This is a genomic window from Gillisella terrae, assembly GCF_004801395.1.
Lineage (GTDB): Bacteria > Pseudomonadota > Alphaproteobacteria > Rhizobiales > Rhizobiaceae > Allorhizobium > Allorhizobium terrae.
This window is the reverse complement of record NZ_SSOA01000002.1, coordinates 475,727-501,949: the sequence shown is the minus strand read 5'-3', so window position 1 is coordinate 501,949 and position 26,223 is coordinate 475,727. Positions and strand designations below refer to the sequence as shown.

Sequence of the window (26,223 nt, the reverse complement as noted above, 5' to 3'; positions counted from 1 at the left end):
GCAAAGGCAACTTGCAATGATATGCTTTGTCCAAATAATATCACGTCTATTGGCCACCACCCCGGTCTGCACAATGGCGGATCAGGCAAGCGGCATTGCAATTCACCATTGCTTCGGTAAACCAGCTTGCGTCATCATGCAACATCGGCCAGGCGGTTGCGCCCCTGCCAAACCAGTAAAGTAGGCATTGTCATGATTTTTGACTTGTTCAAGACCAGAAAGAACAACCGTCAGATTGTCGATCGGCAATATGCTCTTCTGACGCAGGCCGCGCGCATACCCCATTTCTACCTGCGACTGGACGTGCCAGATACGGTGATGGGGCGGTTTGAGATGCTGTCTCTGGTGATGATTCTCTATTTGCGGCGCACCACAAAATCACAAGCGAGCGGGCAGGAAGTAGCCCAGGAAATCATTGATGCCTTTTTTCAGGATATAGATCATTCCATCCGCGAGCTGGGAATCGGGGATCAATCGGTGCCCAAGCGTATGAAAAAACTGGCAGGAATGTTTTATGGGCGTCTTGAGGCTTATGGTCAGGCTCTTGATCAAAAAGACAGCCAAGGGCTTGCAGCCGCGCTGAAACGCAATATACACCCGCAACAAACAGATGCAGCGGATATGGTCGGGCTGGCTCAATGGGCTATGCTGGCTGAGACGGAGCTGGTAAATACGCCCGAAGAGGCCGTTGTTACCGGCTCCATTGCGCTGCCGTCCCCGGAAGAGCAGGGCCAACAATGAAATTGCAGGGTTTGGGTGATATGGAAAATCCTTTTTCCTACGCCGTTAAGGTCGGACACATCTCCGCCAATGCGGTGAAGGTGCATTTAGAAGCCAATGAGAGCGAGCTCATTGGGCTAGCCAAGCTGTGGAAAGTGCTGAATGTGCGCTTCCTCAAGGCGGACTTACAGATTTCACGCTGGAAAAAAGATGGCGTGCGCATCAAGGGCACCGTCGAGGGCGAACTTGAGCAGGCCTGCGTGGTCACACTGGAGCCTGTTCTGTGCAAGATCAACGAGCAGCTTGAGCAGGTCTATGTGCCGGAAGGCTCCAAGCTTGCGCGCTTGATGCTGGATGGGCACGGCGAAATGGTTGTTGATCCTGAAGGCCCGGACCTGCCAGAACCATTTGTTGGTGACACAATTGATGCCGGTGCTCTGGTGACCGAGTTTGCGGCGATGGCGATTGACCCTTATCCGCGCAAACCGGATGCCGAGTTTTCTGGCCATATCGAAGATACAGGGGCCGAGATCATTCGCCCGTCACCTTTTGCTGCTTTAAAGGACTGGAAAAAAGACTAGACCTGTTCTGTGGGGAGGCAGTTTTTTCTGAATAGAAAAGCGCAATAAAACAATAAACTAAGCAGCTTTAATGCCGGATGCTCCATGCGCGGCATTGCAGCCTGCGAATAACACCGGCGAAGTTTAGCACAAATGTGTTGTGTGCAGGGTCAAAACCAGTATTTTGGCCAAAATTTCACCCGGTGGTGAAAAGAAGGGATAAAGACGCGTGGTCAAGATTTCTCTCGATGTCATGGGGGGCGATTTCGGTCCTGAAGTTGTCATTCCAGGGGCAGCGAAGGCGCTGGAGCGCCATCCGGACATTACGTTCGTGCTGTTTGGCCAGCGCGCCAAATGTGAAGCTCTGCTGGCAAAATATCCTAAGCTCAAGGAAAAATCGGTCTTTCACGATTGCGATGTGGCCATCAGCATGGATGAAAAGCCAAGCCAGGCGCTCCGCCGTGGCCGTAACGTGTCAAGCATGTGGCGCTCGATTGCAGCGGTTAAAACCGGCGATGCCGATGTGGCTGTGTCTGCGGGCAATACTGGTGCGCTGATGGCCATGGCAAAATTCTGCCTGCGGATGATGGCCGATATCGAGCGGCCAGCCATTGCGGGTATTTGGCCAACCTTGAAAGGCGAAAGCATTGTGCTCGACATTGGTGCCACGATTGGTGCCGATGCCAAGCAATTGATTGATTTTGCCGTTATGGGCGGTGCCATGGCGCGCGCGCTGTTCGAAATCAAGCGCCCGACCATTGGCCTTTTGAATGTCGGGGTTGAGGAGATCAAGGGTCAGGAAGAGGTGCGTGAAGCCGGTCGGCTGCTGCGCGATGCCAATATTGATAGCCTCAATTATTATGGTTTTGTCGAGGGCGATGATCTGGGCAAAGGCACCGTGGATGTTGTGGTCACGGAAGGCTTTACCGGAAACATTGCTTTGAAGGCAGCAGAGGGCACAGCCAAGCAGATTGCCACTTATCTGCGGGCCGCCATGTCGCGCAGTCTTTTGTCACGCATTGGTTATATTTTTGCCAAAGGTGCTTTCGATGCGCTTCGCGAGAAAATGGACCCCCGCAAGGTCAACGGCGGCGTCTTTCTCGGATTAAATGGTATTGTCATAAAAAGTCATGGTGGAACCGATGCAGAGGGGTTTGCAGCGGCCATTGAGGTTGGATACGACATGGTCCGAAATGGCCTGACCCAGAAAATCGAAAATGACTTGAAACTTTATCACGCTTTTGAGCCAACGAGCGTCGGGCCGGAAGCAGCGTGACGAACAGGATATACAGAAAATGATTCGTTCAGTTGTTCGCGGTGTTGGCGCATCTTTGCCCAAGCGAGTATTAACTAACCGCGAGATGGAAACCATCGTTGATACAACCGACGAATGGATTGTTCAGCGCACCGGCATTGAGCAGCGTTACATTGCTGGCGAAGGCGAAACCACCGCGTCGCTGGGCGCAGAAGCCGCCGAAGCGGCGTTGAAAGCCGCAGGTCTGACGGCCGCTGATATTGACGTGATCATCTGCGCGACCTCGACGCCCGATAATACGTTTCCAGCCACGGCTGTGAACATCCAGAACCGCTTGGGCATGAGCCATGGCTTTGCCTTTGATGTTCAGGCGGTGTGCAGCGGCTTTGTCTATGCGGTGACCACGGCAGATGCCTATATTCGCGGCGGCCTGGCCAAGCGCGTGCTGGTGATTGGTGCCGAGACATTCTCGCGTATTATCGATTGGAAAGATCGCACCACCTGCGTTTTGTTTGGCGACGGTGCTGGTGCTATGATTCTCGAGGCGGCAGAGGGTGAGGGGACAAACGCAGATCGTGGCGTGTTGACCGCTCATTTGCGCTCCGATGGCGCACATCGTGAAAAGCTCTATGTTGATGGTGGCCCTTCCACCACCGGCACAGTCGGCCATTTGCGCATGGAAGGCCGTGAAGTGTTCAAGCACGCAGTTGGCATGATTACCGATGTGATCGAACAATCATTTGAAGCGTCTCACATGACAGCGGCTGATATTGATTGGCTGGTGCCTCACCAGGCAAACCGACGAATCATTGATGGCTCGGCCAAAAAGCTTGGCATTCCTTTGGAAAAAGTTGTGGTGACCGTTCAGAATCACGGCAATACATCTGCTGCCTCCATTCCGTTGGCGCTGTCTGTGGCTGTTGCCGATGGGCGCTTAAAGAAGGGCGATGTCGTGCTTTTGGAAGCCATGGGCGGCGGCTTTACCTGGGGTGCAGTGCTGTTGCGCTGGTAATGACGCAAAAACAAGTTGTTAGGGCGCTTGACCGATCGGGATTGGATCAATACTCTCTCGCTTCAACGGTATTAATGGATAAACGGACGGGATGCTATGACAGGCAAAACTGTGACGCGGGCGGATTTGGCTGAGTCGGTTTTCCGCAAGGTTGGTCTCTCTCGCACTGAATCTGCGGAACTGGTCGAAACGGTTATCGATGAGATCTGCAATGCAATTGTGCGCGGCGAGATGGTCAAACTCTCCTCTTTTGCCACCTTTCAGGTGCGCGCGAAGAATGAGCGTATTGGCCGCAACCCCAAGACCGGCGAGGAAGTGCCGATTTCCCCACGCAAGGTTATGACCTTCAAGGCGTCCAATGTGTTGAAGCAGCGTATTCTTCGTTCGCATCTGGCCAGAAAAGCCAAGCAGAAGCCTGCCAACCCTGCGCACTGAATTTTTCAAAACACATTATGGATATTGCCTGACAAGGGTTCAAGAGCCGTTGAGTCTGGTGGGTGACGAACCCGCCGCTTGATCCTGAGCAGGCAAGTCATTCCAATTCGACATGATGGAGCGATTGTATTGGATAAGAGCCCTGACGCCTTCCGCACAATCAGCGAAGTGGCGGACGATCTTGATCTGCCACAGCATGTGCTTCGTTTTTGGGAAACACGCTTTCCGCAGATCAAGCCTTTGAAGCGAGGCGGCGGTCGTCGCTATTATCGTCCCGACGATGTGGAATTGCTGAAGGGCATTCGCCATCTGCTTTATGATCACGGCTACACCATCAAGGGTGTGCAGAAACTTCTGAAAACAAACGGTAACAAGTTTGTTGTCGCTGTCGCATCAGGTGATCTTGCAACCATGGAAGCGCTGGTGGCCGCAGGCCAGACCATCAACGATGAACCGTCCTTGGGGCTGGATGATGATCAGGTGGTGGGGCAGGTCAAGCCTCGCCCGGCAAGCCGGTTTTTCGGGTTTGGCGGCGGCGATGATGGTGTGCCGGAGATTTCACTCGGCAAAGGCTCCATAAATAAAGAAGACAGGGCTCTGTTGCAGGAAACCCTGTTTGATCTTCTTGAATGCAAACGCTTGCTCGATCAGGTCCGCTGACGCAATCCGCGCAGTAAAGCTTTTTTCTCTCGCATTGCCGCCCGATACGATTGACATCACACCGCGATGTCAATCTTGTCCCGACGCGCTGCAACCAGCAGAGCCCGTCTGGCGTAGGCGGCCGAACGTTTACCCTCCAGCGCATCCGCGCAAGCTGCCAATGCTTTACGAAAAGAGGTGCTGGAAAAATCGGGCCATCGATCTGCAAGAATCCAGGCGGCTTCCCGAATCGATCCAATAACGTGGTGAGAGCCCTCGATAACGAGGGAAATTGGTCGTTCAAATTTTCTGTCTACTGTCATGTTTTTTCTCCGCTCTTCAGAACGCGGACAGCAGCTATTGGTTCCCCGGCGGGTGGTTAGATTTTATGTTTATTTTTATGTTCCGCGATACCTGCTCCAATCTCAAATTATCTTTCTAATATAATCCTTTACCCACTACTGCATAATTCCTTAAATCGGAATCGATTTAAGGAATTATGCAGCAGCTTAAAAGTGTTACAGCGTCCTTTGTGCGCCATAAATGGCGCACGGCGCTGTAGGTGTGTTTGATTGCCAACTCTGGTGGATAGGCGCAAAAAGCCAGCATGGCAGAGCCGGTTCCGGTAACAGCTTATCCATAGTGCGGCTGATCGACATCCTTCTGTTCAAAGCGATATTTTTTTGGAAGAAGCTGCAATTTTAGGCTTGCGCCCGAGGGGCAAAGACTCTAAGTCAACCTTGCTCTTAGGAGCGGGTCGGGGCGTAGCGCAGCCCGGTAGCGCACTTGACTGGGGGTCAAGGGGTCGCAGGTTCAAATCCTGCCGTTCCGACCATTTTAAAATCCTCCAGAATTTTCGACGATAGCGCGCATCACATTTCGTGATTGTGTTGTGCAGTTTATTTTTATTTCCATTCTGTTTTATGTGCAGGTTAAAAATGGATGAGCTTTCTGCACCAAGTCTCGCCATGGAGCGGACTCAAGCAACTGTTCAAAAAAAAGCGCTGGAGGCGGTAAAAAACGCCTCTGATGTCATTTCTGCCCTGAGAGCGCTGTGTACGATTTATCAGGTTGAGTACGCGACCTACCATGTGATCCAGAATACGGTGTCCATGGTCGATTCTCCTTTTGTGCGATCCACCTATCCAGCGGGCTGGGTAGGGCATTACCTGACGAAAAACTATGTGAGCATCGATCCTGTGGTTTTGAAGGCCATGGAGAGTAACCAGCCGTTTAGTTGGAGCGATCTGGAGAGGACAGGTGCCGGGCGCGATATGCTGCGGGATGCCAAAGCATTTGGCGTTGGTGAACTTGGCTATAGCATTCCACTGACCGACGACGGCAAGGGAAGGGCATTGTTTTCGTTCAATACGTGTGCACCACCATCCGCTTGGGCGGCTGTGGTGGCAATTCACGCTAGCGCCTGGTGCGACATTGCAGTTGCAGTTCATAAGCTTGCAAAGGCAGAGCAAAATGCTTGCGTAGGTGATATGCGTCCGCTGGCCCATCGTGAGAGGGAGTGCCTTGCGCTGGCCGCGCAAGGCAAAAGCCACAAAGAAATTTCGCTGATTTTGAGCATTTCGGATTATACGGCGCGGGGGCATTTAACCTCAGCGCGATTGAAGCTGAAATGCCGCAACACGGTGCACGCCGTTGCAAAAGCAACAAAGTTGAGAATCATCGACCCCGTTTAAGCACATCTGCTGCATCATTCCTTCAATCGGAAGCGATTGAAGGAATGAGCGAAAGGCTGTCGCCGGGAATCCCATTCAAAGGGACGGTTTTAGGTTTATTTCTCCCTTCAAAAACAATCAAATATTAGGCCCCTCGTGCAAGAATGGTCTTTGCGTGGTTCAACAGTCTCGCCAATGAGGCAGGTTTGCCCTATATTCGCTGCAGTGCAGCAATATGAATTCTGATTGTCGATCGCGACAAACAAAAGTGGCCTTGCGAATCAGGTGCACGCCGTTAGGAAGGCAATGAAAATGCGAATGAATGTCTCGGAGTCTGTGGCAGCGCTGATCCGAAAACAAAGAGATTTTCAAAAAGTGCTGGGAAATCTTGTGGATCACCTCGAAGCTCCGTCGTCACCTCAAGAAGAGGCATCCCTTGGTGCTGTTTTGAATGAAGTGGTTGGTTTTGGTAGTAATCCCGGTTCCTTGCGCATGTTGGAATATATTCCACCGCGCTTGAAGCCTGGCGCGCCGCTGGTTGTGGCGTTGCATGGCTGTGGTCAAAGTGCTGCGGAGTTTGATTGCGGTAGTGGCTGGAGCGCCTTGGCCCGCAAGTACGGGTTCGCCTTGCTTTATCCGGAGCAGAACAGCTCAAACAATTCTCACGGCTGTTTCAACTGGTTCCGCCCCAGCGCGATTGCTCGTGACCGGGGCGAAGTGGGCTCTGTTCGACAGATGATGGCCTCAATGGTTGAGCGACATGATCTGGATGCGCAGGCCACCTATATCATGGGACTTTCCGCCGGTGGCGCGTTAACCGCGGCGCTTTTGGCGGCTTATCCCGAGGTCTTCCGTGCCGGTGCAATTGTTGCAGGTGTTCCCTTTGGTGCTGCGCGAGACGCCATGAATGCTTTTAGCGCCATGACGAATGGTGTGGTGAAGACAGCTGATGAATGGGCCGCACTGGTTCAGCAGGCAGCGCCCGAGCAGGATGCCTGGCCGCGCGTGTCCATCTGGCATGGCGGTGATGATCAGGTTGTGAATATCAAGAATGCCGAGGCGTTGCGGGCACAATGGCTGGCAGTGCATGGCCTGTCGGAAGAGGATGCGAAGAGCGGAAAATTTGGCAAAGCCAGGGGTCAGGTTTGGCACGATGACAAGGGCGAGATCAAAGTGGAATATGTCGTTTTGGATGATCTCGACCACGGCGTGCCGATTGTGCCGGGGCAGGGGCAGGAGATGCCGTTTATGTTGGCGTCAAACACGCATTTGCCACAGGTTCTTGTGGAACGTTGGGGCCTTTCTTCGGCATCGAAAAGAATCTGATTTCGTTTGCCTTTTCGGCAAGCGAGGGATCAATCTATCGCAGATAAACGCTCAAGAACTGATCAAAAAGGCCGCACGTTACATGAAACGTGCGGCCTTTTGCCATTTTAAAATTATGCAGCAGATTAAAGTGCTACAGCGAACCTCTGCGCGCCCTCAATGGCGCACGGCGCTATAAAGCGCCCTGCGATTATTTTTCCTGGACTGAAACCCCACCTTGACCAATGCTGAGTTCAACGCCCTTCGGCTTGGTTTGTTCATGGTAGGTGTATGCGCCAAGACCGACCACCGCGACCACAAGTGCGCCGATGATGAGATAAAGACCGTTTGTGCGATTCATGATGTGCCCCCTATGGTAAGACGTTGAAAGGGCTGATTGCAGCCCCAAGAACAATCACGTCTTCAACGCAGCAGTCGCGAATTTGTTCCTTGTCCACGCAAGATAAGTTGCTGTTTTGAAAACAAATGTCTGGGATCTGTTGCGAAACCGGGGCAGATTTACATGGCAATGTGAGGCTGTCGCGCCAGTTTGCTTTGATGGCGCATTTCAAGGGCGCGGCATCCCCAGAGAATGCCGAACAGCAGATAGACATGGCGCCAGTGGTCAAGATCGATGACATCGCCAATCGCTGCATGTCCGACCATCACAATCCAGGTGATCATCAGATAGGGCTGCCATGGCCGCTCGCGCAGCAGATATTTGAAGCCGAAACAGAGTGTCCAGATCATCATGGTGAGGTAGCAGACGAATCCAATCCAGCCATAGGTGGTGAGTGACTTCAGCCAGATATTGTGCTCGTCCTCGGGGAATATTTTGTTGAAGGCGAGGGGGCCGATGCCGAGTGGGCGTTCCATGGACATCATGAAGCCAATTCGATGTCGCTCAAACCGTCCCAGATGACCGCCATCGTAATCCTGCACAAGTTCGGTGCGGGCCGAAAAAATGGTTCGAACCTTTTCCGATTGCAAGGCTATTGCCAGCGTTAAAACCATCAACACGGCAGCCGTCAGCGCCAGAAGCAGGATCTTGAGCCGAAAGGCACCGCTGCGTTTTTGAATCAGCAAAATGATGACCATAATGACGGCAGAAAACACAAATAGCGCCCAGGCGGCGCGCGAAAACGACAGAAATATACCAAAAGAGATGATCAAAAGGCCCAGAATGCGCAAGGGTGCTGCCATCAACCGACCGGTGAGAAGACCGTGTATCAGATAGAGCGACGGCGCGATCAGGAACGGGCCAAAAACATTGGGGTCTTGAAACGCCCCCATGGCGCGGTCGTAGCGGGTGAATATTTCCGCTCCCGGAAAGGCATGGAAATAGCCTAGAATGCCCAGAGTGGCCGTGGCCACGGCTGCCAATGTCCAGGCCTTGAAAATCACCTGCAACCGCTCTGGCCGATCTTCAATAATGGCGGCGTAGAACACCGAGGTGATGGCAAGAAAGGTCGATACCGCCACATACATGGGACCGGTGTCCAGATCGCGCATAACCGTGAGCGAGAGAAGCCCGCCGATGTTAAAGGTCAGCATCAGACCGAGTAAAGGTGCGATGCGACGGGAAATACGCAGACCCAGCACAAACCAGAGCGGGATTTGCGCTGCCATAAACAGCTCATAGGGGGCTGGCTCCTGAAAAACGAAGCCGAGCAGGAACACGCCGAAGCCAATCAATCCCGTACCAATCAGCCGGGCGGTGGCTATTCCCGGCTGAAAAACAGGGCTGGCGTGGGTTGTGAACGCGCTCAATAGGCATTTTCCGTATTGAACAGGCAAAATGGGGTCAGGAACAGTATTTTCAGGTCCAGCAGCAATGACCAGTTTTCGATATAGTAGAGATCGCAGGCTGTTCTGCCTTTGATTTTCTCATCACTATCGATCTCGCCCCGCCAGCCATTGATCTGCGCCCAGCCGGTAACGCCGGGTTTGACGCGGTGGCGGGCAAAATAGCCTTCAACAATATCGCCATAGGGACGATCGCGCGTTTGCGCCAAAACAGCGTGAGGGCGTGGCCCAACCAGCGAAAGATCGCCTTTCAACACGTTAAAAAGCTGAGGCAATTCATCCATGGACGATTTGCGAAGCCAGCGTCCGACGGGGGTGACGCGCGGATCATTTTTTGTCACGGCGAGTTTCGCCGTCGGATCGCTCATTTCGGTGTACATTGAGCGGAATTTCAGCACATGCACGATCTCGTTGTTGAAGCCGTGGCGTTTCTGGATAAACAGCGCAGGCCCCTTTGATGTGGCGCGCACGGCAATGGCGGCTGCCAGCATGATGGGCCAAACCAGTGCCAGAGCCAGCAGGCTGAAAACGATATCAAAGACCCGCTTGGCAACCGAATCCCAATCCCGAATGGGTTTGTCGAGCAAATCCAGCATGGCCACATCGCCAACATGGGAATAGGCGCGGGGGCGAAACATCAGGCTATCAGAATGGGCGGCAAGCCGAATATCGACCGGCAAAACCCATAGCATTTTTAAAAGTTGCAGAATGCGGGCTTCGGCACTGAGCGGCAATGAAATGATCAACATATCAATGCGCGCCTCACGGGCAAATTGCACCAACTCGGCCACGGTGCCCAATTTGGGGTAGCCCGCAACCATATTGGGCGAACGCTCCCCTTGGCGATCATCGAAGATGCCACAGATGCGGATGTCGTTGTCTTCCTGGCTCTCAAGCCTGCGGATCAGGTTCTTGGCCGGATCGCCGCCGCCAACAATCACGGCCCGGCGCTCAATCAGGCCGTTGCGGGTCCAGCGACGAATGCCAAGGGCGAGCAAATAACGCTCGGTGATAATAAAACCGCACCCGGCACCCGCCCAACCGGCAAGCCAGGTATAGAGCGCCTGCGGTGCCTGAAACACAAAGCAGGCCAAAGCCATGAGGATCAGAGACAGCGCCCAGCTGATCAGAGCGCGCTTGATGGATTGCGCTGGCGTGCGAAGAACGTGGATTTGATAGCCATCGGCCAAAAGCAAAAACAACGTATAGGTGATAACGCCAACCGCGGAAAAGCCGGCGTCAAGTGCGAAGCTTATCGCGGCATTGGCCATGGTCAGCCAATAGATCGCAAAGCCGATTGCCAGAATGCAGCTGAATTCAAAAAAGCCCAATTGGCCGAGAATGATGATCGGTGAGCGGCTTGCCTCGCGCAACTGTTTTGCAACGAGACTGGCCGTGGGCGACAGCTGCGCCTCATCCTGAACTTTGGCTGATGGCAGGGTGGTTATATTGCCAACCTCATCACGCAATTTTCGACGGAGCTTTGAAATGTCCAACGTGTTCGGAGTCCTCATGACAGCGTCCCATTATACGACATCATGCTCTTACGTGAAATATACTAAAGAAGGTTTAGCCCATTTTAAGTGCCTGGTAGATTCGATAGTCTTTTTCAGTAGAAGGAGGAGGGTTTACTATCCGTCGATTTCTGATTGTGCAGAGGTTTCAGTGTATTGATAATAGAGGGCAAGCATTTGTCTTGCCATGGCTGACGCTGAAAATGTCGCGTAAAATTGCTGTGGTTCCGGCATGGTTTTCAACTTCCAATCCGGATCCGTCAACGCATTGACCATAATGGCACCGAGAGCGTCTGGATTGTCAGGCTCGACAAGGGCAGGGCTGGTTTTGCCCAAGGCTTCAGGAATGCCACCGACGCGGCTGGCAACGACGGATTTTCCCGCCGCCACCGCTTCCATGACGATATAAGGCATGGATTCCGCACGTGAGGGCACGACAATGATATCGCTCATGGCAAATGCCTCGGCAACCCGCATGGCTGGCAAAAGCTTGATGCGTTGGCCAAGACCATGACGCACGATCATTTTCTCATAAATATCACGGTCTGGACCGTCGCCGATTACGGCGGCTTTGAGTGTGCGGCCAAGGTTCCTTTCAGCGTATTGAAAGGCATTGATGAAGACATCCGGCCCTTTTAACTCCCGCAGCATGCCGATGAAAGCGAAATCAACGGCATTATCGGTGGTGGCAATGGGCTGAAACTCCTGATCGCTGATGCCGTTATAGATCAGCCGATATGAGCAACGAGGCTCGCCAACCTTGGTTTGATAGCTCCATTGTTCAAAACCACAGACGAAGGCAATGGCCTCTGTCTGGCGTTCCAGCATTCGTTCCAGCGTGAAGATGGCTTTGCCCATAAAAGTATTGGCGCGATAATGCAGGCTGCCGCCGTGGGGGGAATAGAAGCGGGCAACGGGCAAACCCTTGGAGCGCAGCACCGAGCCAATGATGCGGGCAATGGCCCCGCCCTTGGCACCGTGGCCGTGCAACACATCCGGCTTGAGCGATTTGATGTGCAGGTAGCATTGCTTGACGGCCGCAAAATCCTGAGGCCCAATGGCACGGCGAATAGGCAGACGCACCAGCCCGAGTTTCAGCTTTGGCTCCAGTTCGGCAAAAAGTGCTGCCTCATGGGCCCCACCCGTGGAGCTATCGCAGACAATACCTACCTCATGCCCTGCCTGATCATGCTGCTCGACAAGATCGCGCACATGGCGGAAGATGCCGCCGACTGGCGAGCGAAAGCAATGAATGATGCGCAAAGGCCGATGTTCATTCATCAAAACAGCCGTTCACGCACGTAGATGGTATCACCAGCCATGATAGGATCGGTAACAGGCACTCTGCCAGTGGCAATGGTACCGTTGACTTTGCGGGTCACATCCATATCGCGCTGGTTGGCGCGACTGGTGAAGCCGCCTGCGACGGCAATGGCATTTTGCAAGGTCATGCCCGGCACATAGGAATATTGCCCCGGCTGGCCAACCTCGCCCATGACGAAAATAGAGCGATAGCGGTCCACCTCGATGCTGACATCGGGATCGCGTAGATAGCCCTTGCGCAATTTCTGGGCGATGGACCCTTCAAGCTGGGGCAGGCTCAGGCCACGGGCAGCAACCTGACCAATCAAGGGGAAAGCAATATAGCCAGCCTGATCAACCGTATAGGTGTTGGTCAAACCAGGTTGCTCGAAAACGGTAATGCGCAGCCGGTCGCCACTGTCCAGCCGGTAAGGCTCGATGGTGGAGCGATGAAAGACCTTTGACGCTGGCTGATAGGATGCGCAGCCTGCGAGGGCTGCCATTGCCACCACAGCCAGTGCCAGCAAGATTTTTTTGGCGATAACCATACGCAATCGCACTCCCGGCGAGAAATATCACAATAGAGTTCTTATCGGCCACTATAGTTAACGGTGCGTAAATCCGTGGCCTGTTCACAGCATTTGTTACCACAGTTGGTGCGTTTATGATGTAAACCGCGCAAGAATTAAGCCGTGCCAAATGGGTTAGATGCTTTGACCATGATGCTCTGCCCCATCGTCTTCGCCATGAAACTGATCCGATTTTGGATAATATGCTGCAAGATGACCTGCTGCGAGGCAAAGGTTATAGACAGGGGAGGTGTTTGGATTAACCATTACGTTACCATGTTCATTTACAGATTACTGATAATTCAAGGAGTGGCGCAATGACGGGTCAGCCGGGCACATCCCCTCAGGATGTGGATATTGATCTCTTGCAGCTCTTTCGCGCCGTCTGGCAGCGAAAGGGTCGGATTGCGCTTGCCACCTGCTTGATGGCCGGTGTGGCCTTTGTTGGCGCAAGCATGATCAAGCCCACGTACCGGGCCGAAACCTCGGTGCTGATCGAGCCGCGCGCACCCAATTACGATGCCGAAAATGCGAAATCTGCCTCATCAGAGCCAGTGCTGGATGATCTCAATATCGTCAGTCAGGTGCAGCTGTTCCGCTCGGCTGATTTGATCCGTCAGGTGGTCAAAGACCTCAAACTCTATGAATTGCCGGAGTTTGATCCCGATCTGCATCCATCGGCGCTCTCCGATTTACTGGTGATGCTGCATTTGAAAAAGAATCCGATGGATCTGGCCCCGGAAGATCGGGTCATCCAGACGTTTTTGAACAAATTGCAGGTCTATCAGGTGGAGAAATCGCGGGTTATTGGCATCGAGTTTTCCTCGAAAGACCCAAAGCTTGCGGCGGCCATTCCCAATGAAATGGTCAAGGTTTATCTCGATCTGCAAAGCGGCGCGAAGCTGGATAGCAATCAGGATGCGGCCAAATGGCTGGAGCCGGAGATTGCCAATCTGCGCAAAAAAGTCTCCGAAGCTGAAAAGAAAGTGGCAGATTATCGCCGCACGGCCGATCTTTTGCCAACCGGCGAGGGGTCAATCCTTGCCTCCACCGAGCTGAACAATATCGCCACCGAGCTGTCGCGGGTGAGGGCAGAGCGCGCCAGCGCCGAAGCACGGGCGCAAAATGCGCGGGCCGCGATGCGGGCTGGCAAGCCCACCGACAATCTGGATATTGTCATGGCATCGCCCGCCGTGCAGCAATTGAAGCAGAGCGAGGCCAGTGTGCAGGCGCAGATTTCGGATCTGTCCACCAGTCTTCTCGATGGTCATCCGCGGATCAAGGCGCTCAAGGCACAATTGGCCAGTCTGCGGGCGCAGATTGCGCAGGAAACCAGCAAAGTCGTATCCAGCCTCGAAGCGGATGCTAATGTGGCCAAGATGCGTGAAGCGGATCTGGTGAAGCAGATGAATGCCACCAAGGCTCAGAGCGCCGAAGCCGGAGATCGGCAGGTTGGTCTCAACGAGCTTGAGCGCGAAGCCGCAGCCCAACGCCAATTACTGGAAACCTATCTGGCCCGTTATCGGGAAGCCACCAGCCGTATGGACCGCAATGCAACGCCCGCCGATGCGCGCGTTATATCAAAGGCCTCCGAGCCGGGATCGCCGAATTTCCCCAAAGTGCTGACCATCACGGTTGTTGCTGGTGTTGCAACGCTGGTGTTGAGCATCATCATCACCATGTTTGCCGAGTTGTTTAGCGGCAGAGCGTTGAAGCCTGTTGGTCCGGTTGAACCCCTTGGTGGCAATGATCCATCACCGAGGGCGCGGCGTATGGATCGCGACGAGCCGGAATTTGCACCGATTGATCCACAGCCAAAGCCAAAGGCGCAGTCTGTGGCGCAAGCGCGTGCAGCGTTTAGCGCCCATGAGCTTCCAACGGAGGCTGTGCAAGACACGCATTCACCGGTCAATGAGAGCGTTGCTGCCACACCAGAGTCTGTTGCTGCTGACAGTGAATTTTCCATTGCATCGGTTGCCCGCTATCTGACGCGCAATGGCATTTCCAAGGCAGTTGCTATCTCGCCGTCGGGCGACGATGGCTCTACCGCCACTGTGATGTTGGCGCGCGCTATTGCCAAGGCGGGTCGCACGGTGATCTTGATTGATATGACCGGCTCGGGCTGCCCCACCGCGTTGATGGCTGAAAGTAAGGATTTGCCCGGCGTGACGGATCTGGTCTGTGGCGATGTTGCTTTTGGCGAGACAATCCATGCCGATCAAAGCTCGGACGCTCACATTATGCCCAAGGGCAATGCCGATATCCGCCAAGCCCTGCGCGGTATGGATCGCTTGTCGATGGTGATTGAGGCGCTGGCCGACGTTTATGATCTGGTGATGATTGAGTGCGGACCGGCAAGCGCTGAAAATGTATCGCATCTCTGCCGGGCGCAGGAGCATGAAATCATTCTGTCCGCTCCGCAGCCGGATCGCCAGCAATTGTCCGAGATCATGGCGACCTTTGAGGCGGTGGGATACACCGACCTTGTGCTGATGAGCGAGACGGCATCACCACCGGATGGCGAAGACCGCGACGCTGCGTGAAGGCTCGAACGCTCAATCATCCGTGTCATTGGAATGGCTGGGCTTGATGCCCTTTGCCCGGATTTTTTGCAGGCAGGCATAGAGCCTGGGATTGCTTTTAATCACGCTTTTGGTGCGCGTCAGCAGCCTTTGGGCGTTGGCGGCAATATGGCCAATTGGGGTGATTGGCAGTACAATATCGTGGTGCACCGTTTCAACAGGGCACCAGCCCCGTTTATAGCTCTGGTCGCCAATTCCAAAATCAAACAGCCGGGCTCCTTGCGCACAGCATTGTTCAATCATCAGCCAAAACAGCAATTCGCCAGAGCTGGCCTCCGGTATCAAGCTGGCATCAATTGAGCCAAACTGGCAGATCACATGATCGCCTTTGCGCGATAACCCGGCAATGGCAGAGATTTTACCGCTATAGTCGCCCTTGAGACGAATGGCATGGAGCTCCAGCGCGGCGTTATGGCCATCACGCGGGCCGTGTTGCAAATGGTGGAAAAAGGCTTGTGTCTCGCTTGCGTGAAACACGTCGGGGAGACCAAGATCGGCAAAGCGCACCGCTTTTTGCTCGAAAAACAGATCAAGCAAGCGTTTTTTTTCGTCGGCGCTTTTCGCAATGATATGGTCAAATCCGCCGTGCTCCTCCAGCTTGCGATGTTGGTTGCGAAATTTTTTGCGCCGCCTTTTGGCATTCAATTGCGCAATTGTAGCCTGGAAATCATCAAACAGGGGCAATTGGAAAGCGTGATTCTGATTTTCGATAGAGGGAAGGTCAGCCAGAGGATGGCGCTGATTGCGCCACGACAAGGGAATGTTCGATAGATGCAGCAGGTCGGCGTGGTGTTTCAGTGCTGAGGTGATTTGCTGGCGCAATCCTCTGGTCGCTTCAGCGCTTAATGTTTGGCGAAAGGCGGCGTCAAACAATCCCGTATTGATATTGCTGAAGGGGGCCGCGATAAAGCTTGCTTTACGCACCATGGCGCGACGGGTGATTTCCAAGGGCAAAATGCACACAGTGCGCCCGCCACTTTGGCAGCGCACAATTGCCAACGGATTTTTGTGGGTTTGAACCCATGCGTGGCACCAGTCATAGCTTTGGTGCAAGGAGCAATAATCGTCGCGCTCCAAAGCGCGCCATTCATCCTCCAGCGGCTCCATGCCGGAGAACACATCGATGCTTATTGCGCCCCTGGAAGGGTGTGCGCCCGCAGCTGCGGTCATGGTTTCACGATGGTCGGCGTTGACACTCAAGGGTCAAGGCCTGTTTTTCTGCACCGGACCGGCCATCCATTTGATGATCAGCATGGCAGGTACCACCCAAAGCACACCAGACAGCAGGAAATAGAGAAAATGCACCCACCAGGGTGATTGCGATAGCGTCAGCGTGGCTATGGTGGTTGCCAGCAGCGCATAGAGCATCACCAGCACGACGATTAAAACAATCCCGATGAACTTTTTTAGTCTCACTGGCATCATAACACCCCGGAAATGCTAGCCGCGACGCCATGCCGCAAACCTGTTACTCTTGTTTTGCACCGGCTGTTGTTGCAAATCAACAGGATTGCAAGAGGATTGACAAATGACAATCGCCACGACTGTATCGCCTTCGTCATCGACGCTTATGAACCAGCAGCTTCGCAATCGCCGCGCCATTCGCATCTGGCTGGGGTTTGTGGTGCTGGCGCTGTTTGCGCTTGTGCTTGTGGGCGGGGCCACGCGCCTCACCAATTCCGGCCTTTCCATTACCGAGTGGAAGCCCATTCATGGTGTTATCCCGCCGCTGTCGGTGGATGAGTGGCAAGAAGAATTCAAGCTCTACCAGCAGATTCCGCAATATGAGCGCATGAACAAAGACATGACGCTGGATGGCTTCAAGGAGATCTATTGGTGGGAGTGGGCGCATCGCTTTCTGGCCCGCAGCATTGGCATGATTTTCGCGCTGCCGCTGCTGTTTTTCTGGGTGACTGGCCGTATTGAAAAGCCATTGCGGCCCCGGCTTTTGGCAATTCTGGCTTTGGGGGGCTTTCAGGGCTTTGTGGGCTGGTGGATGGTGTCATCGGGGCTTACGGCCCGCACGGAGGTCAGCCAATACCGTCTGGCGACCCATTTGGTGATAGCCTGCCTGATTTTTGCGTCCTGTGTCTGGGTCATGTGCGGATTGCGAGAGCGCGATGTGGAGGCACCGCCCAAGGCCAGCTCAAAAGGCTGGGCCACGGCCTTGCTGTGTCTTGTGCTGTTTCAGATTTATCTGGGCGCGCTGGTCGCGGGTCTGCGCGCAGGCTATAGCTATAACACATGGCCGCTGATGGACGGCGCTTTGGTGCCCGGTGATTTGCTGATCCAGCATCCTCTTTGGGTCAATTTTTTTGAAAATGCCAAGACGGTGCAGTTCGTGCACCGGATCGGTGCCTATACCGTGTTTCTGGTGGCGCTTTACCATATGGTGACATCGCTGTCTGCTGCGCCGAAATCGTCTCATGCGCGGCGCAGCGTTGTGTTGTTCTGGTTGATCACCGCGCAAGCCGCGCTTGGCATTTTCACCCTGCTGCATCATGTGCCCTTGCATGCCGGGCTTGCCCATCAGGGGCTGGCGTTGATTGTGCTGGGCTTTGCGGTTGCCCATCTGCGCGGCTTTTATGGGGCTTACAGGCTACCCGAAACGGTAGCCTGAATAGGCCTTGCCCCAAATTGTGCCGCTGAAAACCTGCTGGCCCGGATCGGAGCCAGCAGCGCCAGCCGCCACAAACAGGGGCACGAGATGATCATGGTCTGGCACATGGCAGGCCAATGCATCCGGGTTTTCGTGCCATTTGGCAAGCTCATTCGCCCGTGCATCCGGATCTTCCAGCGTCACTGCTGCTGTCAGCCAGTCATCGAAGCGCTTGGCGACGATTTCATGCTGGGCGTCTCGGCTGCGGAACATGCGCATGTTGTGGTAGCTCATGCCGGAGGCAATGATCAGCACATCCTCATCGCGCAGCTTGGTCAAGGCTTTGCCGAGCGAGATATGGCTTTCCGTATCCAAGGTATTTTTCAGCGACATCATCACCACCGGCACGTCTGCCTCTGGATAGGCGACCATCATGGGAACGAACACGCCGTGATCAAGACCACGTTCCGCATCTTCGGCAGAGGCAATGCCTGCCTCTGACAGGACCTCCCGCACTCGTTGCGCCAAGGCCGGATCGCCTTTGGCGGGATAGGAGAGCTGATAGGTGTGTTCCGGAAAGCCATAATAATCAAACAGCATGCCGGGTGCTTTTGCCGTGCTGACGGTGGGAAGCGGTTCCTTTTCCCAATGGCCGGACACCATCAAGATGGCTTTGGGTGTGCGCCCAACGTTTTCGGGAAAGTGGGCCAGAAAGTCCGCCAACTCATCCCATGGGCCGTGGCCCGTTTCATCTTTCGGAAATTCCATGAACGGCCACGGTCCGCCACCGTGGGGAATGAAATAAACCGGAAGGCGGGCTGTCTGGGTCATGGTGTCGCTCCTGCAATCAATCCGCACACAATAGCGCGCGGATGCATGGGAGACGAGGTGCGGATCAGTCGACGAACTGTTCAGCAAGTATGGACCTTGCCATGCGCGCAAAGCCTAAGCGCTCATCGAGATTAGTCTGTCCTGAAGGCGTGAGGTCATTTTGAAGCGTCCAGGCAGCAGACAGCCCGGCATGAGCCGCCGCAAAGCGCAGGATCTTGGAGGCGGTGCAGTTAAGCACGGGTGCAAAGCGCCTTGCCAACCTTATCGCCCGTTGCGGATCAAGAATCTCGTCTGTGGCTCCGAGCGGATTGCCAAACACATTGGCAACGTCATAGGCCGGATCACCCAGCAATCCTTGTGGGTCGATGGCGATCCAGTCGCCGCCTTCACCACCAATGATATTATCATGATGAAGATCGCCATGGAGCGGTTTGACCATTTCCTGCTCCGCAAGCAAGGCGCGGGCGAGAGCTGCGCTCCAACGGATCACGTCGGCAATGGCAGCGTTGGGGCCTGACTTCTCAAGTGAAAAAAGGGCGTCGAAATGAACATGCAGAGGTGTCAATGCGGCAGGGGGCGGGCTGGAGGATGGCGCATGAAGGCGCTGCAATACATCGACAATGATTTCGGTGGCGATCACATCACCGACCTCGCCGTGATAGGTTCCGAGCGTCAGGTGGCCCGCATCTTCGAGGAGGGCGGTGTCATGGTCTTGCGCAATTACCTTGATGGCACCAAGCCCATCGCGCCAGCGCAGAAAATCCATTCCGGGCCGCTCACCCCGACCTTCAGGTTTCAATGTCTTCACGATAACGGGAACATCGTCCCGCATGGCGCGGTAAACGAGGCTGCTATGGGTATCGGCGATCAGCCGGATATGTGATAGCCCCCACCGATCAACCAGTGTGGATGAAAGAGCAGGGGCTTTCAAAGCGGCTGTCACAGCATCACGCCGACAACATCAGGTCCATATTCTGAACCGCAGCACCGGAAGCGCCCTTGCCGAGATTGTCGAGAACCGCGACGAGATTGACATGCGCACCACCGGGCGTGCCAAATACGAAGAGCTTCATGGTGTCCTTGCCCACCAGTTCTTCGGCATCCACACGGGCAAGCTTGCTGCTGTCTTCCAGCGGCACAACGGTAACAATCTCCTGGCCTGCATAATGGGCAACCAGTGCTGCATGGATGCTTTCCAGCGATGCACCTTCATTCAGGTTTTCCAGATGCAGCGGAACCTGCACGATCATGCCTTGCGGGAAACGTCCAACGGAGGGCGAAAACAAGGGTGCACGATCCAGCAAGCCGTGAATTTTCATCTCAGGCATATGTTTGTGCTTGAGGGGCAGGCCATAGAGAAAGTTGTTGGCGGTCATATGCTCTGGATGGTTCACATCTTCCATCTGGGCAATCATTTGCTTGCCGCCACCGGTATAGCCCGAAACCGCATTGACGCTGACCGGATAGCCGTCTGGCAAAATGCTGGCAGCGCGAAGAGGCCGGATCAAGGAAACCGCACCCGTGGGATAGCAGCCGGGATTGGCAACGCAACGCGCGTCCCGGATTTTATTGGCCTGATCCTTGTCCATTTCGGCAAAGCCGTAAGCCCAATCAGGAGCGACGCGAAAAGCGGTCGATGTGTCGATAATCCGCACATTGTTGTTGCCAGCGACCATAGCGACAGCTTCTTTCGAAGCGTCGTCCGGCAGGCACAGAATCGCAATGTCGGCGCTGTTGAGCATGTCTTCGCGCATCGCCGCGTTGCGACGCTCGGCTTCGGGAATTGACAGCCATTCGACATCGCGGCGATCGGCCGTGCGGCTGCGGATTTGCAGGCCGGTGGTGCCGTGTTCGCCATCAATGAAGATCTTCGCTGTCATTTTAGCCTCTCTTTTCAGGGGTTTGTCCGCTTTTTCGGACTCAATCCTGTAACCTGTTGAATCAATCTGTGAAGTTCACCGTGCCAAACGCTCGGCACGTAAGCCTAGCATATACATTGCCACCGTTGCCCCTGCAATGGCGGTGATATCGGCATGGTCATAGGCTGGTGCCACTTCGACAACATCCGCTCCTCTGATGTCGAGCGGATGAAGGTTTTGCAGAACCGACAGAATTTTTGCACTCGACGGCCCTCCCGCTACGGGCGTTCCTGTGCCGGGGGCAAAGGCGGGGTCAAGGCAATCGATGTCGAAGGTCAGATAGGCGGGCTTGCCAGCCGTATGCTCCAGAATCAAAGCAGCAATATCGGCTGCCCGCATCTCTTCCAACTGATGGCCGTAAACGATGCGGATGCCGCAATCTTCCGGCGCATGGGTGCGAATGCCGATCTGGATGGAATGGTTGGGATCAATCAGGCCTTCGCGCACAGCGCGGCCTACGAAAGAGCCGTGGTCAATGCGCTTGCCATCGTCAAACCATGTGTCCTGATGGGCGTCAAACTGCACCATGGCCAGAGGGCCATGCTTGGCCACATGGGCTTTCAGCAAAGGCCAGGTGATGAAGTGATCCCCGCCGAGTGTGAGCAAAAAATTGGCCTTTGAGAGAATATGGGTCGCTTCTTTTTCAATGGTCGCGGGCGTGTCCCAATGATTGCCATAGTCCAGACGGCAATCGCCGTAATCAATCGTGGGCATGGCGGTGAACAGATCGCGTTCAAACGGATATTGCGGATCATTGTCAAAGATCGCTGATGCACGGCGAATAGCTTGTGGCCCAAAGCGTGTGCCGGGGCGGTTGGATGTGGCCGCATCAAAGGGAATACCCCAGACAACCGTATCAACACCATCCAGAACCTTGGTGTACCGCCGACGCATAAACGACAGCACGCCCGCATAGGTGGGGTCGGTTGCTGCCGATGTGAGGTCCAGAGCGGTAAAGGCGTGGTCAATGGACTTTTCTGCCATGTCATTATTCCGTTTTATCGAAGCTGTAGGCGCGCTCAACCTTGGCTACCCGCACTTCATAATGATTGTACCATTCCGTGCGACCTTGGCTTTGAGCGGCAAGATGGTCAACCACTTTTTTCCAGTTGCGGATTGAGATCTCGTCTGCCCAATAGGAGTTGGTTATGCCGAAGCCATCGGCTCCCCGCGCCGATTCCACACCCAGAAAACCCGGCTGCTGGCTGGCGAGATTGACCATGGCATCCGCCATGGCACCATAGCCTTTATCGCCGTCCGTGCGCGTCGATGAAAAACAGACAACGTAATAGGGTGGGGCTGGAAGCGTGGCAAACGGTGACGGCATGTCAAAGCCTTCTTGAAATGTTCCGTAAGCGTTCTCTATTCCATAGTTCAGCAGTGATAAACCAATTCAATTGCGTGATGAATTGAGAACAAAAAAAGCGGAGCCGAGGCCCCGCTTTCCAAATGCCAAATTCCAGAAGCGATTAACGCTTGGAGAACTGTGCCCCAGAGCGCGATTAGCGCTTGGAGAACTGGAACGAACGACGGGCCTTGGCCTTGCCGTACTTCTTACGTTCAACAACGCGGCTGTCGCGGGTCAGGAAGCCACCCTTCTTGAGAACCGAGCGCAGGCCTGGTTCAAAATAGGTGAGTGCCTTGGAAATGCCGTGACGAACAGCGCCAGCCTGGCCGGAAAGACCACCACCGGTCACCGTTGCAACGATGTCGAACTGGTCAACGCGTGCAGCAGCAACGATTGGCTGCTTCAGAATCATCTGAAGCACAGGGCGTGCGAAGTAAACAGGGAAATCGCGGCCGTTTACGGTGATCTTGCCAGTGCCTGGCTTGACCCATACGCGAGCGATTGCGTTCTTGCGCTTGCCGGTCGCATAAGCGCGGCCTTGAGCGTCAACCTTGCGCACGTGAACTGGAGCAGAAGCTTCCTGTGCAGTGCCGAGATCCTTCAGGGAAGAGAGGTCAGCCATACTTAGGCGCTCCTTGTGTTCTTGCTGCTCAGCGATGCCACGTCGAGAACGACAGGCTGCTGGGCTTCGTGGGGGTGGTTGGAGCCTGCGTATACGCGCAGGTTCTTCATCTGGCGACGGCCAAGCGGACCACGTGGGATCATGCGCTCAACAGCCTTTTCAAGAACGCGCTCAGGGAAGCGGCCTTCAATGATCTGGCGCGCTGTGCGCTCCTTGATGCCACCCGGATAGCCGGTGTGCCAGTAGTAGGTCTTGTCAGAATATTTCTTGCCGGTCAGAACAACCTTCTCGGCATTGATAACGATGACATTGTCACCATCGTCAACGTGCTGGGTGTAGGTTGCTTTGTGCTTGCCGCGCAGGCGGGTTGCAATGATGGTGGCGAGGCGACCAACAACGAGGCCTTCGGCGTCGATGATGATCCACTTCTTCTCCACCTCGGCGGGCTTCTGAACGAAGGTAGACATAGGGTTCACTTTCTCTTGGTCCCTTCCGGCCTCTCATTGCTGACAAGTGCCATAGGGATCGTTTTTTGTTGCTTGTTTTTGTGAAGATCGCTGCACAAAAAAACAAACGGTGCCTAAGGCCCGTGTGCTGGGTGCCTTATAGTGGTGTGTGCAAAAATGGTCAAGATATGCACGTCTTGATGCTATTTTGAATTTCATATAAATTACAATGCTTTAGATGTGAGGTATTATTTTACCCCACATGTTGGATGCTTCTTTTATCGCGGCGGGATGGAATAAGTGGCGGTTGCTTGTGCCACAGGTTCAGCAGAGCAGCCTTGATGGATCAGTGCATCAACCACCGCCAGGCGCTTTCCCAGCTTTAAAATCCGGCAATCACAATCGAGAGGAGCCTGTTTGGGAAGCCGCAGAAAATTGATGTTGAGGTTTGTGGTGACCACCATCGGAATCGGCCCGACTTGCGCCAAAATGGCAATCCAGCAGCCAACATCGGCCAATGTGAATAAGGATGGGCCTGAGACCGTGCCGCCCGGACGCAAATGATGCGTGTCAGGATCGAGTTGCAGAGTGGCGGTGCCGGCACCGATTTTCGTCACCTTAAAGTGTTTTCCTCCCGTCTGAAGCTGCGGAAAATGCGTATCAAGAAAAGCGCTGATGGTCTCTATTGTCATGACGGGTTGGTTTGGCATTGGCTCCTCCCTGTAAATCACTCTTGTAAATCACTGCCCCATTCTGATCACATCACTCTGTCTGCGGCAAAGCTATTTTCCAAAAACGGGACTGCACGTTTAAGGTGTTATTTTCTGTTCAATTTTAGAGCAGTGTCGCGTCTGGATTCAAATACATCCCATGGTGGGAGTGTTGCGCTATTTTCATCCGCAAGCAGCGTAAAATTTCGCATATTCAACGACGAAACCTCCAAGACTTTGGTATAATTTCGCAACAGAAATGCCTGTTCACATCCCCGTGAATGGAGGTCGGAGCCAATTGGAATTGTTTGTCTTTCTGAATTTGTTGTTGCTAAAGTACGCTTGAACAGAAAGTGAACATTTGCGTACAAAATAGGAATAAGAAAATGACATGTGACGTGTGTCACTTTTTCCATTAGGGGGGAGCGTTTTTCGCGCATTCTTGTTAGCGCTATCAAGATACGCGAAAATTTCAATCGATTTAATTTATTCGTCAACCAGCCTTAAAAATCTTTGAGGATATATGGCAATAAACCAAATGGTTGTATTTGGGTTGCGGCTTTGCGGGCCTGCGCAAAAAGACATGGTCCGCTCGGGGTGTAAATCTTAGTGATTTCTTATATTATTGAGAGGATGATTTCCTATGTCTCTGAACAAGAGATGTGATCATACGAAATGTCATCCTGAATAACGGATCACAATGTGTCTGGGAGGAGGATACGATGGACCACAACAGCTATAGCGATGTCTTTTTGCGCAAGATTTTGCAGCAAACGCGCACTGTCGCGCTGGTGGGCATATCACCGCGCGATGATCGGCCAAGTCATTGGGTGCTCGGCTTTTTGCTGGGGAAGCGCTACAAGGTTTTCCCGGTTAACCCTCATATTGCAGGCCAAACCATTCTCGGATGTCGAGTTTATGCCCGTCTGAGCGATATTCCTGAAGCGATTGATCTCGTCGATGTTTTTCGCCAGAGCGATGCCTTTTCCGAAGTGGTTGACGAGGCGCTGGCGCTGCCCGTGCGGCCAAAGGCAATATGGGGGCAATTGGGTGTGAGAGATGATGCCGCGGCCAGCAGGGCCGAGGCCGAAGGCATTGAAGTGGTGATGAACCGCGCCCTGGTGGCCGAATATCCTTTGGTCTACGAGGCAACCCATCCCTCTCACACATCGCCCAGTGCTGCGTGAGAGTGCTGCGTGAGAGTGCGGCGTGAACATGTTTGACGCATCATTCAGCGACGCGGATGGGCCATCAGGATAAGCGTTACAGGGAGTAATGCGGGATGAAGTTTGGCCAGTTCCCATCAAGATTGCTGAGGGGCTGGCAATTCAGCACCGGGCAGCGAAGATTATCCTTGGTGGGTACAACGGCTCGCTCGGCATATTCATCATAGCCGCAAGACTGGCTGTTGCGCACGTAGCGATCATAGAGCGTCATCCCGCTGACGCGCTTTGAGGGGTGGCGAAAGATCGCTGCCCCTTGATCACGCAGAATCTGTCTCGCCTCTTCGCAGTTCAATGTTGTCACATTGTATCTGTTGATTGCCAATGCATTGCCCGCGCTGAGCGCGATGCCAAGGCAGATGATTGTCCCCATAAGCGGCTTCATCACGATGTCTCCCAATGTCTCTGTTGTGTACGCTATATATGGCGCACCGTGCTCTCTGGCTATATAACCTGGGAGAAACCAGACCACTTTCAATGCGCCCACAGTCAATAATGTGTGACGCTATGATATGTCTTGATCAGAACGGGTGGAGGCCATGAAAATGCAGCATGATGACTATGAACGCCAATACCTCAAAGACATTTTAACACAGGTCAAAGTGATTGCGCTGACGGGTGCGTCGCCCAATCCGCAACGTCCCAGTCATGGTGTCATGCGGTTTCTGCTCGGGCGGGGCTATAAGGTTATTCCGGTCAATCCGGGACAAGCGGGCAAAGAGATTTTGGGCCAGACGGTCTATGCGCGTTTGGCTGATATTCCGGAACCGGTGGATATGATCGATGTGTTTCGTGCCAGCGAATATCTGGATAGTGTTGTTGACGAGGCTTTGGCGCTTAGCCCAAAACCATCGGTCATCTGGGCGCAACTCGGAGTGCGCGATGATGTCGCTGCCGGGAAGGCGGAAGCCTCGGGCATAAAAATGGTGATGAACCGCTGTCCGGCTATTGAACATCCAAGGTTGATCGGCTGGGGTGATTAGAATGATTTTCGCCAAATGCGAAACGGCTTGAAACAAACCCATCTTATTCCTGTGTTTGCACCTGTTTGTCGCCTTGCAATTGACGGTGAAGATCAAGAAAATCCTTTCTTGATCGTCGTTAAAGCCCCTCGCTATGTTTGATAGCTCTGCGGTGCCAAGGCGGCCTATTT

29 protein-coding genes and 1 tRNA gene are annotated in these 26,223 nt (G+C 54.0%); 13 read left to right on the top strand and 17 right to left on the bottom strand.

What is annotated here, in order from left to right:
- The first annotated feature begins 192 nt into the window (after positions 1-192).
- The 6 genes from E6C51_RS06130 to E6C51_RS06105 all read left to right on the top strand — a co-directional run bounded on the left by E6C51_RS06130 (position 193) and on the right by E6C51_RS06105 (position 4,642).
- Positions 193-741: a ubiquinol-cytochrome C chaperone family protein gene (locus E6C51_RS06130; RefSeq protein WP_146928771.1), complete on the top strand. Its 549-nt coding sequence runs from the start codon at positions 193-195 to the stop codon at positions 739-741.
- Complete coding sequence (locus E6C51_RS06125) at positions 738-1,301, top strand: YceD family protein (RefSeq protein ID WP_407920771.1); 564 nt, start codon at positions 738-740, stop codon at positions 1,299-1,301. The genes E6C51_RS06130 and E6C51_RS06125 overlap by 4 nt, the downstream gene beginning before the upstream one ends.
- Before the next feature lie 208 nt (positions 1,302-1,509).
- A complete protein-coding gene (gene plsX / locus E6C51_RS06120; protein ID WP_146928774.1) occupies positions 1,510-2,556 on the top strand; it encodes a phosphate acyltransferase PlsX in 1,047 nt (348 codons plus the stop codon).
- A 19-nt stretch (positions 2,557-2,575) separates the two neighbouring features.
- A complete protein-coding gene (locus E6C51_RS06115; protein ID WP_190235340.1) occupies positions 2,576-3,547 on the top strand; it encodes a beta-ketoacyl-ACP synthase III in 972 nt (323 codons plus the stop codon).
- Positions 3,548-3,643: 96 nt separating this feature from the next.
- Positions 3,644-3,982: an integration host factor subunit alpha gene (locus tag E6C51_RS06110; RefSeq protein ID WP_190235339.1), complete on the top strand. Its 339-nt coding sequence runs from the start codon at positions 3,644-3,646 to the stop codon at positions 3,980-3,982.
- Between the two features lie 123 nt (positions 3,983-4,105).
- Positions 4,106-4,642, top strand: coding sequence for a MerR family transcriptional regulator (locus tag E6C51_RS06105; protein ID WP_146931094.1), 537 nt, complete (start codon positions 4,106-4,108; stop codon positions 4,640-4,642).
- Between the two features lie 56 nt (positions 4,643-4,698).
- On the opposite strand, the gene E6C51_RS06100 is transcribed toward E6C51_RS06105, so the two are convergent.
- The gene (locus E6C51_RS06100; protein ID WP_146928783.1) at positions 4,699-4,944 is read right to left on the bottom strand and encodes a DUF982 domain-containing protein; all 246 of its coding nucleotides are present in this window, start codon (positions 4,942-4,944) and stop codon (positions 4,699-4,701) included.
- Positions 4,945-5,379: 435 nt separating this feature from the next.
- On the opposite strand from E6C51_RS06100, the gene E6C51_RS06095 reads away from it, so the two are divergent.
- The 3 genes from E6C51_RS06095 (at position 5,380) to E6C51_RS06085 (ending at position 7,620) form a co-directional block, all read left to right on the top strand.
- Positions 5,380-5,456: transfer RNA gene (locus E6C51_RS06095), tRNA-Pro, on the top strand.
- Between the two features lie 103 nt (positions 5,457-5,559).
- Positions 5,560-6,315, top strand: a complete 756-nt coding sequence (locus E6C51_RS06090) for a LuxR family transcriptional regulator (RefSeq protein ID WP_190235338.1) — start codon at positions 5,560-5,562, stop codon at positions 6,313-6,315.
- A 291-nt stretch (positions 6,316-6,606) separates the two neighbouring features.
- Positions 6,607-7,620 carry an extracellular catalytic domain type 1 short-chain-length polyhydroxyalkanoate depolymerase gene (locus E6C51_RS06085; RefSeq protein ID WP_190235337.1) on the top strand — a complete coding sequence of 338 codons (1,014 nt, stop codon included), beginning with the start codon at positions 6,607-6,609 and terminating at the stop codon, positions 7,618-7,620.
- 190 nt (positions 7,621-7,810) lie between these two features.
- On the opposite strand, the gene E6C51_RS06080 is transcribed toward E6C51_RS06085, so the two are convergent.
- From E6C51_RS06080 to E6C51_RS06060, 5 genes are all read right to left on the bottom strand, one after another.
- Positions 7,811-7,960: a hypothetical protein gene (locus tag E6C51_RS06080; protein WP_186827621.1), complete on the bottom strand. Its 150-nt coding sequence runs from the start codon at positions 7,958-7,960 to the stop codon at positions 7,811-7,813.
- Between the two features lie 158 nt (positions 7,961-8,118).
- Positions 8,119-9,369, bottom strand: coding sequence for an O-antigen ligase family protein (locus E6C51_RS06075; protein WP_230987077.1), 1,251 nt, complete (start codon positions 9,367-9,369; stop codon positions 8,119-8,121).
- On the bottom strand, positions 9,366-10,919 hold the full coding sequence (locus tag E6C51_RS06070; RefSeq protein WP_190235336.1) for an undecaprenyl-phosphate glucose phosphotransferase: 1,554 nt from the start codon (positions 10,917-10,919) through the stop codon (positions 9,366-9,368). Before E6C51_RS06070 ends, E6C51_RS06075 begins: the two co-directional genes overlap by 4 nt.
- Before the next feature lie 117 nt (positions 10,920-11,036).
- Positions 11,037-12,200, bottom strand: coding sequence for a glycosyltransferase family 4 protein (locus tag E6C51_RS06065; protein ID WP_190235335.1), 1,164 nt, complete (start codon positions 12,198-12,200; stop codon positions 11,037-11,039).
- On the bottom strand, positions 12,200-12,769 hold the full coding sequence (locus tag E6C51_RS06060; protein ID WP_190235334.1) for a polysaccharide biosynthesis/export family protein: 570 nt from the start codon (positions 12,767-12,769) through the stop codon (positions 12,200-12,202). Before E6C51_RS06060 ends, E6C51_RS06065 begins: the two co-directional genes overlap by 1 nt.
- A gap of 338 nt (positions 12,770-13,107) precedes the next feature.
- On the opposite strand from E6C51_RS06060, the gene E6C51_RS06055 reads away from it, so the two are divergent.
- Entirely contained in the window at positions 13,108-15,333 is a 2,226-nt protein-coding gene (locus tag E6C51_RS06055) for an exopolysaccharide transport family protein (protein ID WP_190235333.1), read from the top strand.
- A 12-nt stretch (positions 15,334-15,345) separates the two neighbouring features.
- Here the strand turns inward: E6C51_RS06055 and E6C51_RS06050 are convergent, their stop codons facing one another.
- A complete protein-coding gene (locus E6C51_RS06050; RefSeq protein WP_230987076.1) occupies positions 15,346-16,572 on the bottom strand; it encodes a GNAT family N-acetyltransferase in 1,227 nt (408 codons plus the stop codon).
- 3 nt (positions 16,573-16,575) lie between these two features.
- Positions 16,576-16,794 (bottom strand): DUF2842 domain-containing protein, encoded by a 219-nt coding sequence (locus tag E6C51_RS06045; RefSeq protein WP_146928809.1) that lies wholly within the window; start codon positions 16,792-16,794, stop codon positions 16,576-16,578.
- 106 nt (positions 16,795-16,900) lie between these two features.
- Between E6C51_RS06045 and E6C51_RS06040 the strand changes: the two genes are divergently transcribed.
- A complete protein-coding gene (locus E6C51_RS06040; protein WP_190235332.1) occupies positions 16,901-17,992 on the top strand; it encodes a COX15/CtaA family protein in 1,092 nt (363 codons plus the stop codon).
- Here the strand turns inward: E6C51_RS06040 and E6C51_RS06035 are convergent.
- The 8 genes from E6C51_RS06035 to E6C51_RS06000 all read right to left on the bottom strand — a co-directional run bounded on the left by E6C51_RS06035 (position 17,972) and on the right by E6C51_RS06000 (position 23,847).
- Complete coding sequence (locus E6C51_RS06035) at positions 17,972-18,802, bottom strand: DODA-type extradiol aromatic ring-opening family dioxygenase (protein WP_190235331.1); 831 nt, start codon at positions 18,800-18,802, stop codon at positions 17,972-17,974. The two genes, E6C51_RS06040 and E6C51_RS06035, sit on opposite strands and share 21 nt — an antisense overlap.
- A 64-nt stretch (positions 18,803-18,866) precedes the next feature.
- On the bottom strand, positions 18,867-19,745 hold the full coding sequence (locus E6C51_RS06030; RefSeq protein ID WP_230987075.1) for an aminoglycoside phosphotransferase family protein: 879 nt from the start codon (positions 19,743-19,745) through the stop codon (positions 18,867-18,869).
- Between the two features lie 4 nt (positions 19,746-19,749).
- Complete coding sequence (gene argC / locus E6C51_RS06025) at positions 19,750-20,682, bottom strand: N-acetyl-gamma-glutamyl-phosphate reductase (protein ID WP_190235330.1); 933 nt, start codon at positions 20,680-20,682, stop codon at positions 19,750-19,752.
- A gap of 75 nt (positions 20,683-20,757) precedes the next feature.
- Entirely contained in the window at positions 20,758-21,705 is a 948-nt protein-coding gene (gene speB, locus E6C51_RS06020; RefSeq protein WP_190235329.1) for an agmatinase, read from the bottom strand.
- Between the two features lie 4 nt (positions 21,706-21,709).
- On the bottom strand, positions 21,710-22,048 hold the full coding sequence (locus tag E6C51_RS06015; RefSeq protein ID WP_190235328.1) for an antibiotic biosynthesis monooxygenase family protein: 339 nt from the start codon (positions 22,046-22,048) through the stop codon (positions 21,710-21,712).
- 175 nt (positions 22,049-22,223) lie between these two features.
- The gene (rpsI, locus tag E6C51_RS06010; RefSeq protein ID WP_146928826.1) at positions 22,224-22,691 is read right to left on the bottom strand and encodes a 30S ribosomal protein S9; all 468 of its coding nucleotides are present in this window, start codon (positions 22,689-22,691) and stop codon (positions 22,224-22,226) included.
- A gap of 2 nt (positions 22,692-22,693) precedes the next feature.
- Positions 22,694-23,158, bottom strand: coding sequence for a 50S ribosomal protein L13 (gene rplM / locus E6C51_RS06005; protein WP_146928829.1), 465 nt, complete (start codon positions 23,156-23,158; stop codon positions 22,694-22,696).
- A gap of 257 nt (positions 23,159-23,415) precedes the next feature.
- On the bottom strand, positions 23,416-23,847 hold the full coding sequence (locus E6C51_RS06000; RefSeq protein ID WP_146928832.1) for a PaaI family thioesterase: 432 nt from the start codon (positions 23,845-23,847) through the stop codon (positions 23,416-23,418).
- A gap of 722 nt (positions 23,848-24,569) precedes the next feature.
- Between E6C51_RS06000 and E6C51_RS05995 the strand changes: the two genes are divergently transcribed.
- Complete coding sequence (locus E6C51_RS05995; protein WP_146928835.1) at positions 24,570-25,034, top strand: CoA-binding protein; 465 nt, start codon at positions 24,570-24,572, stop codon at positions 25,032-25,034.
- A gap of 76 nt (positions 25,035-25,110) precedes the next feature.
- On the opposite strand, the gene E6C51_RS05990 is transcribed toward E6C51_RS05995, so the two are convergent.
- Positions 25,111-25,455, bottom strand: coding sequence for a hypothetical protein (locus E6C51_RS05990; RefSeq protein WP_186827665.1), 345 nt, complete (start codon positions 25,453-25,455; stop codon positions 25,111-25,113).
- A gap of 160 nt (positions 25,456-25,615) precedes the next feature.
- Between E6C51_RS05990 and E6C51_RS05985 the strand changes: the two genes are divergently transcribed.
- Positions 25,616-26,053 carry a CoA-binding protein gene (locus E6C51_RS05985; RefSeq protein WP_190235492.1) on the top strand — a complete coding sequence of 146 codons (438 nt, stop codon included), beginning with the start codon at positions 25,616-25,618 and terminating at the stop codon, positions 26,051-26,053.
- Positions 26,054-26,223 lie beyond the last annotated feature (170 nt).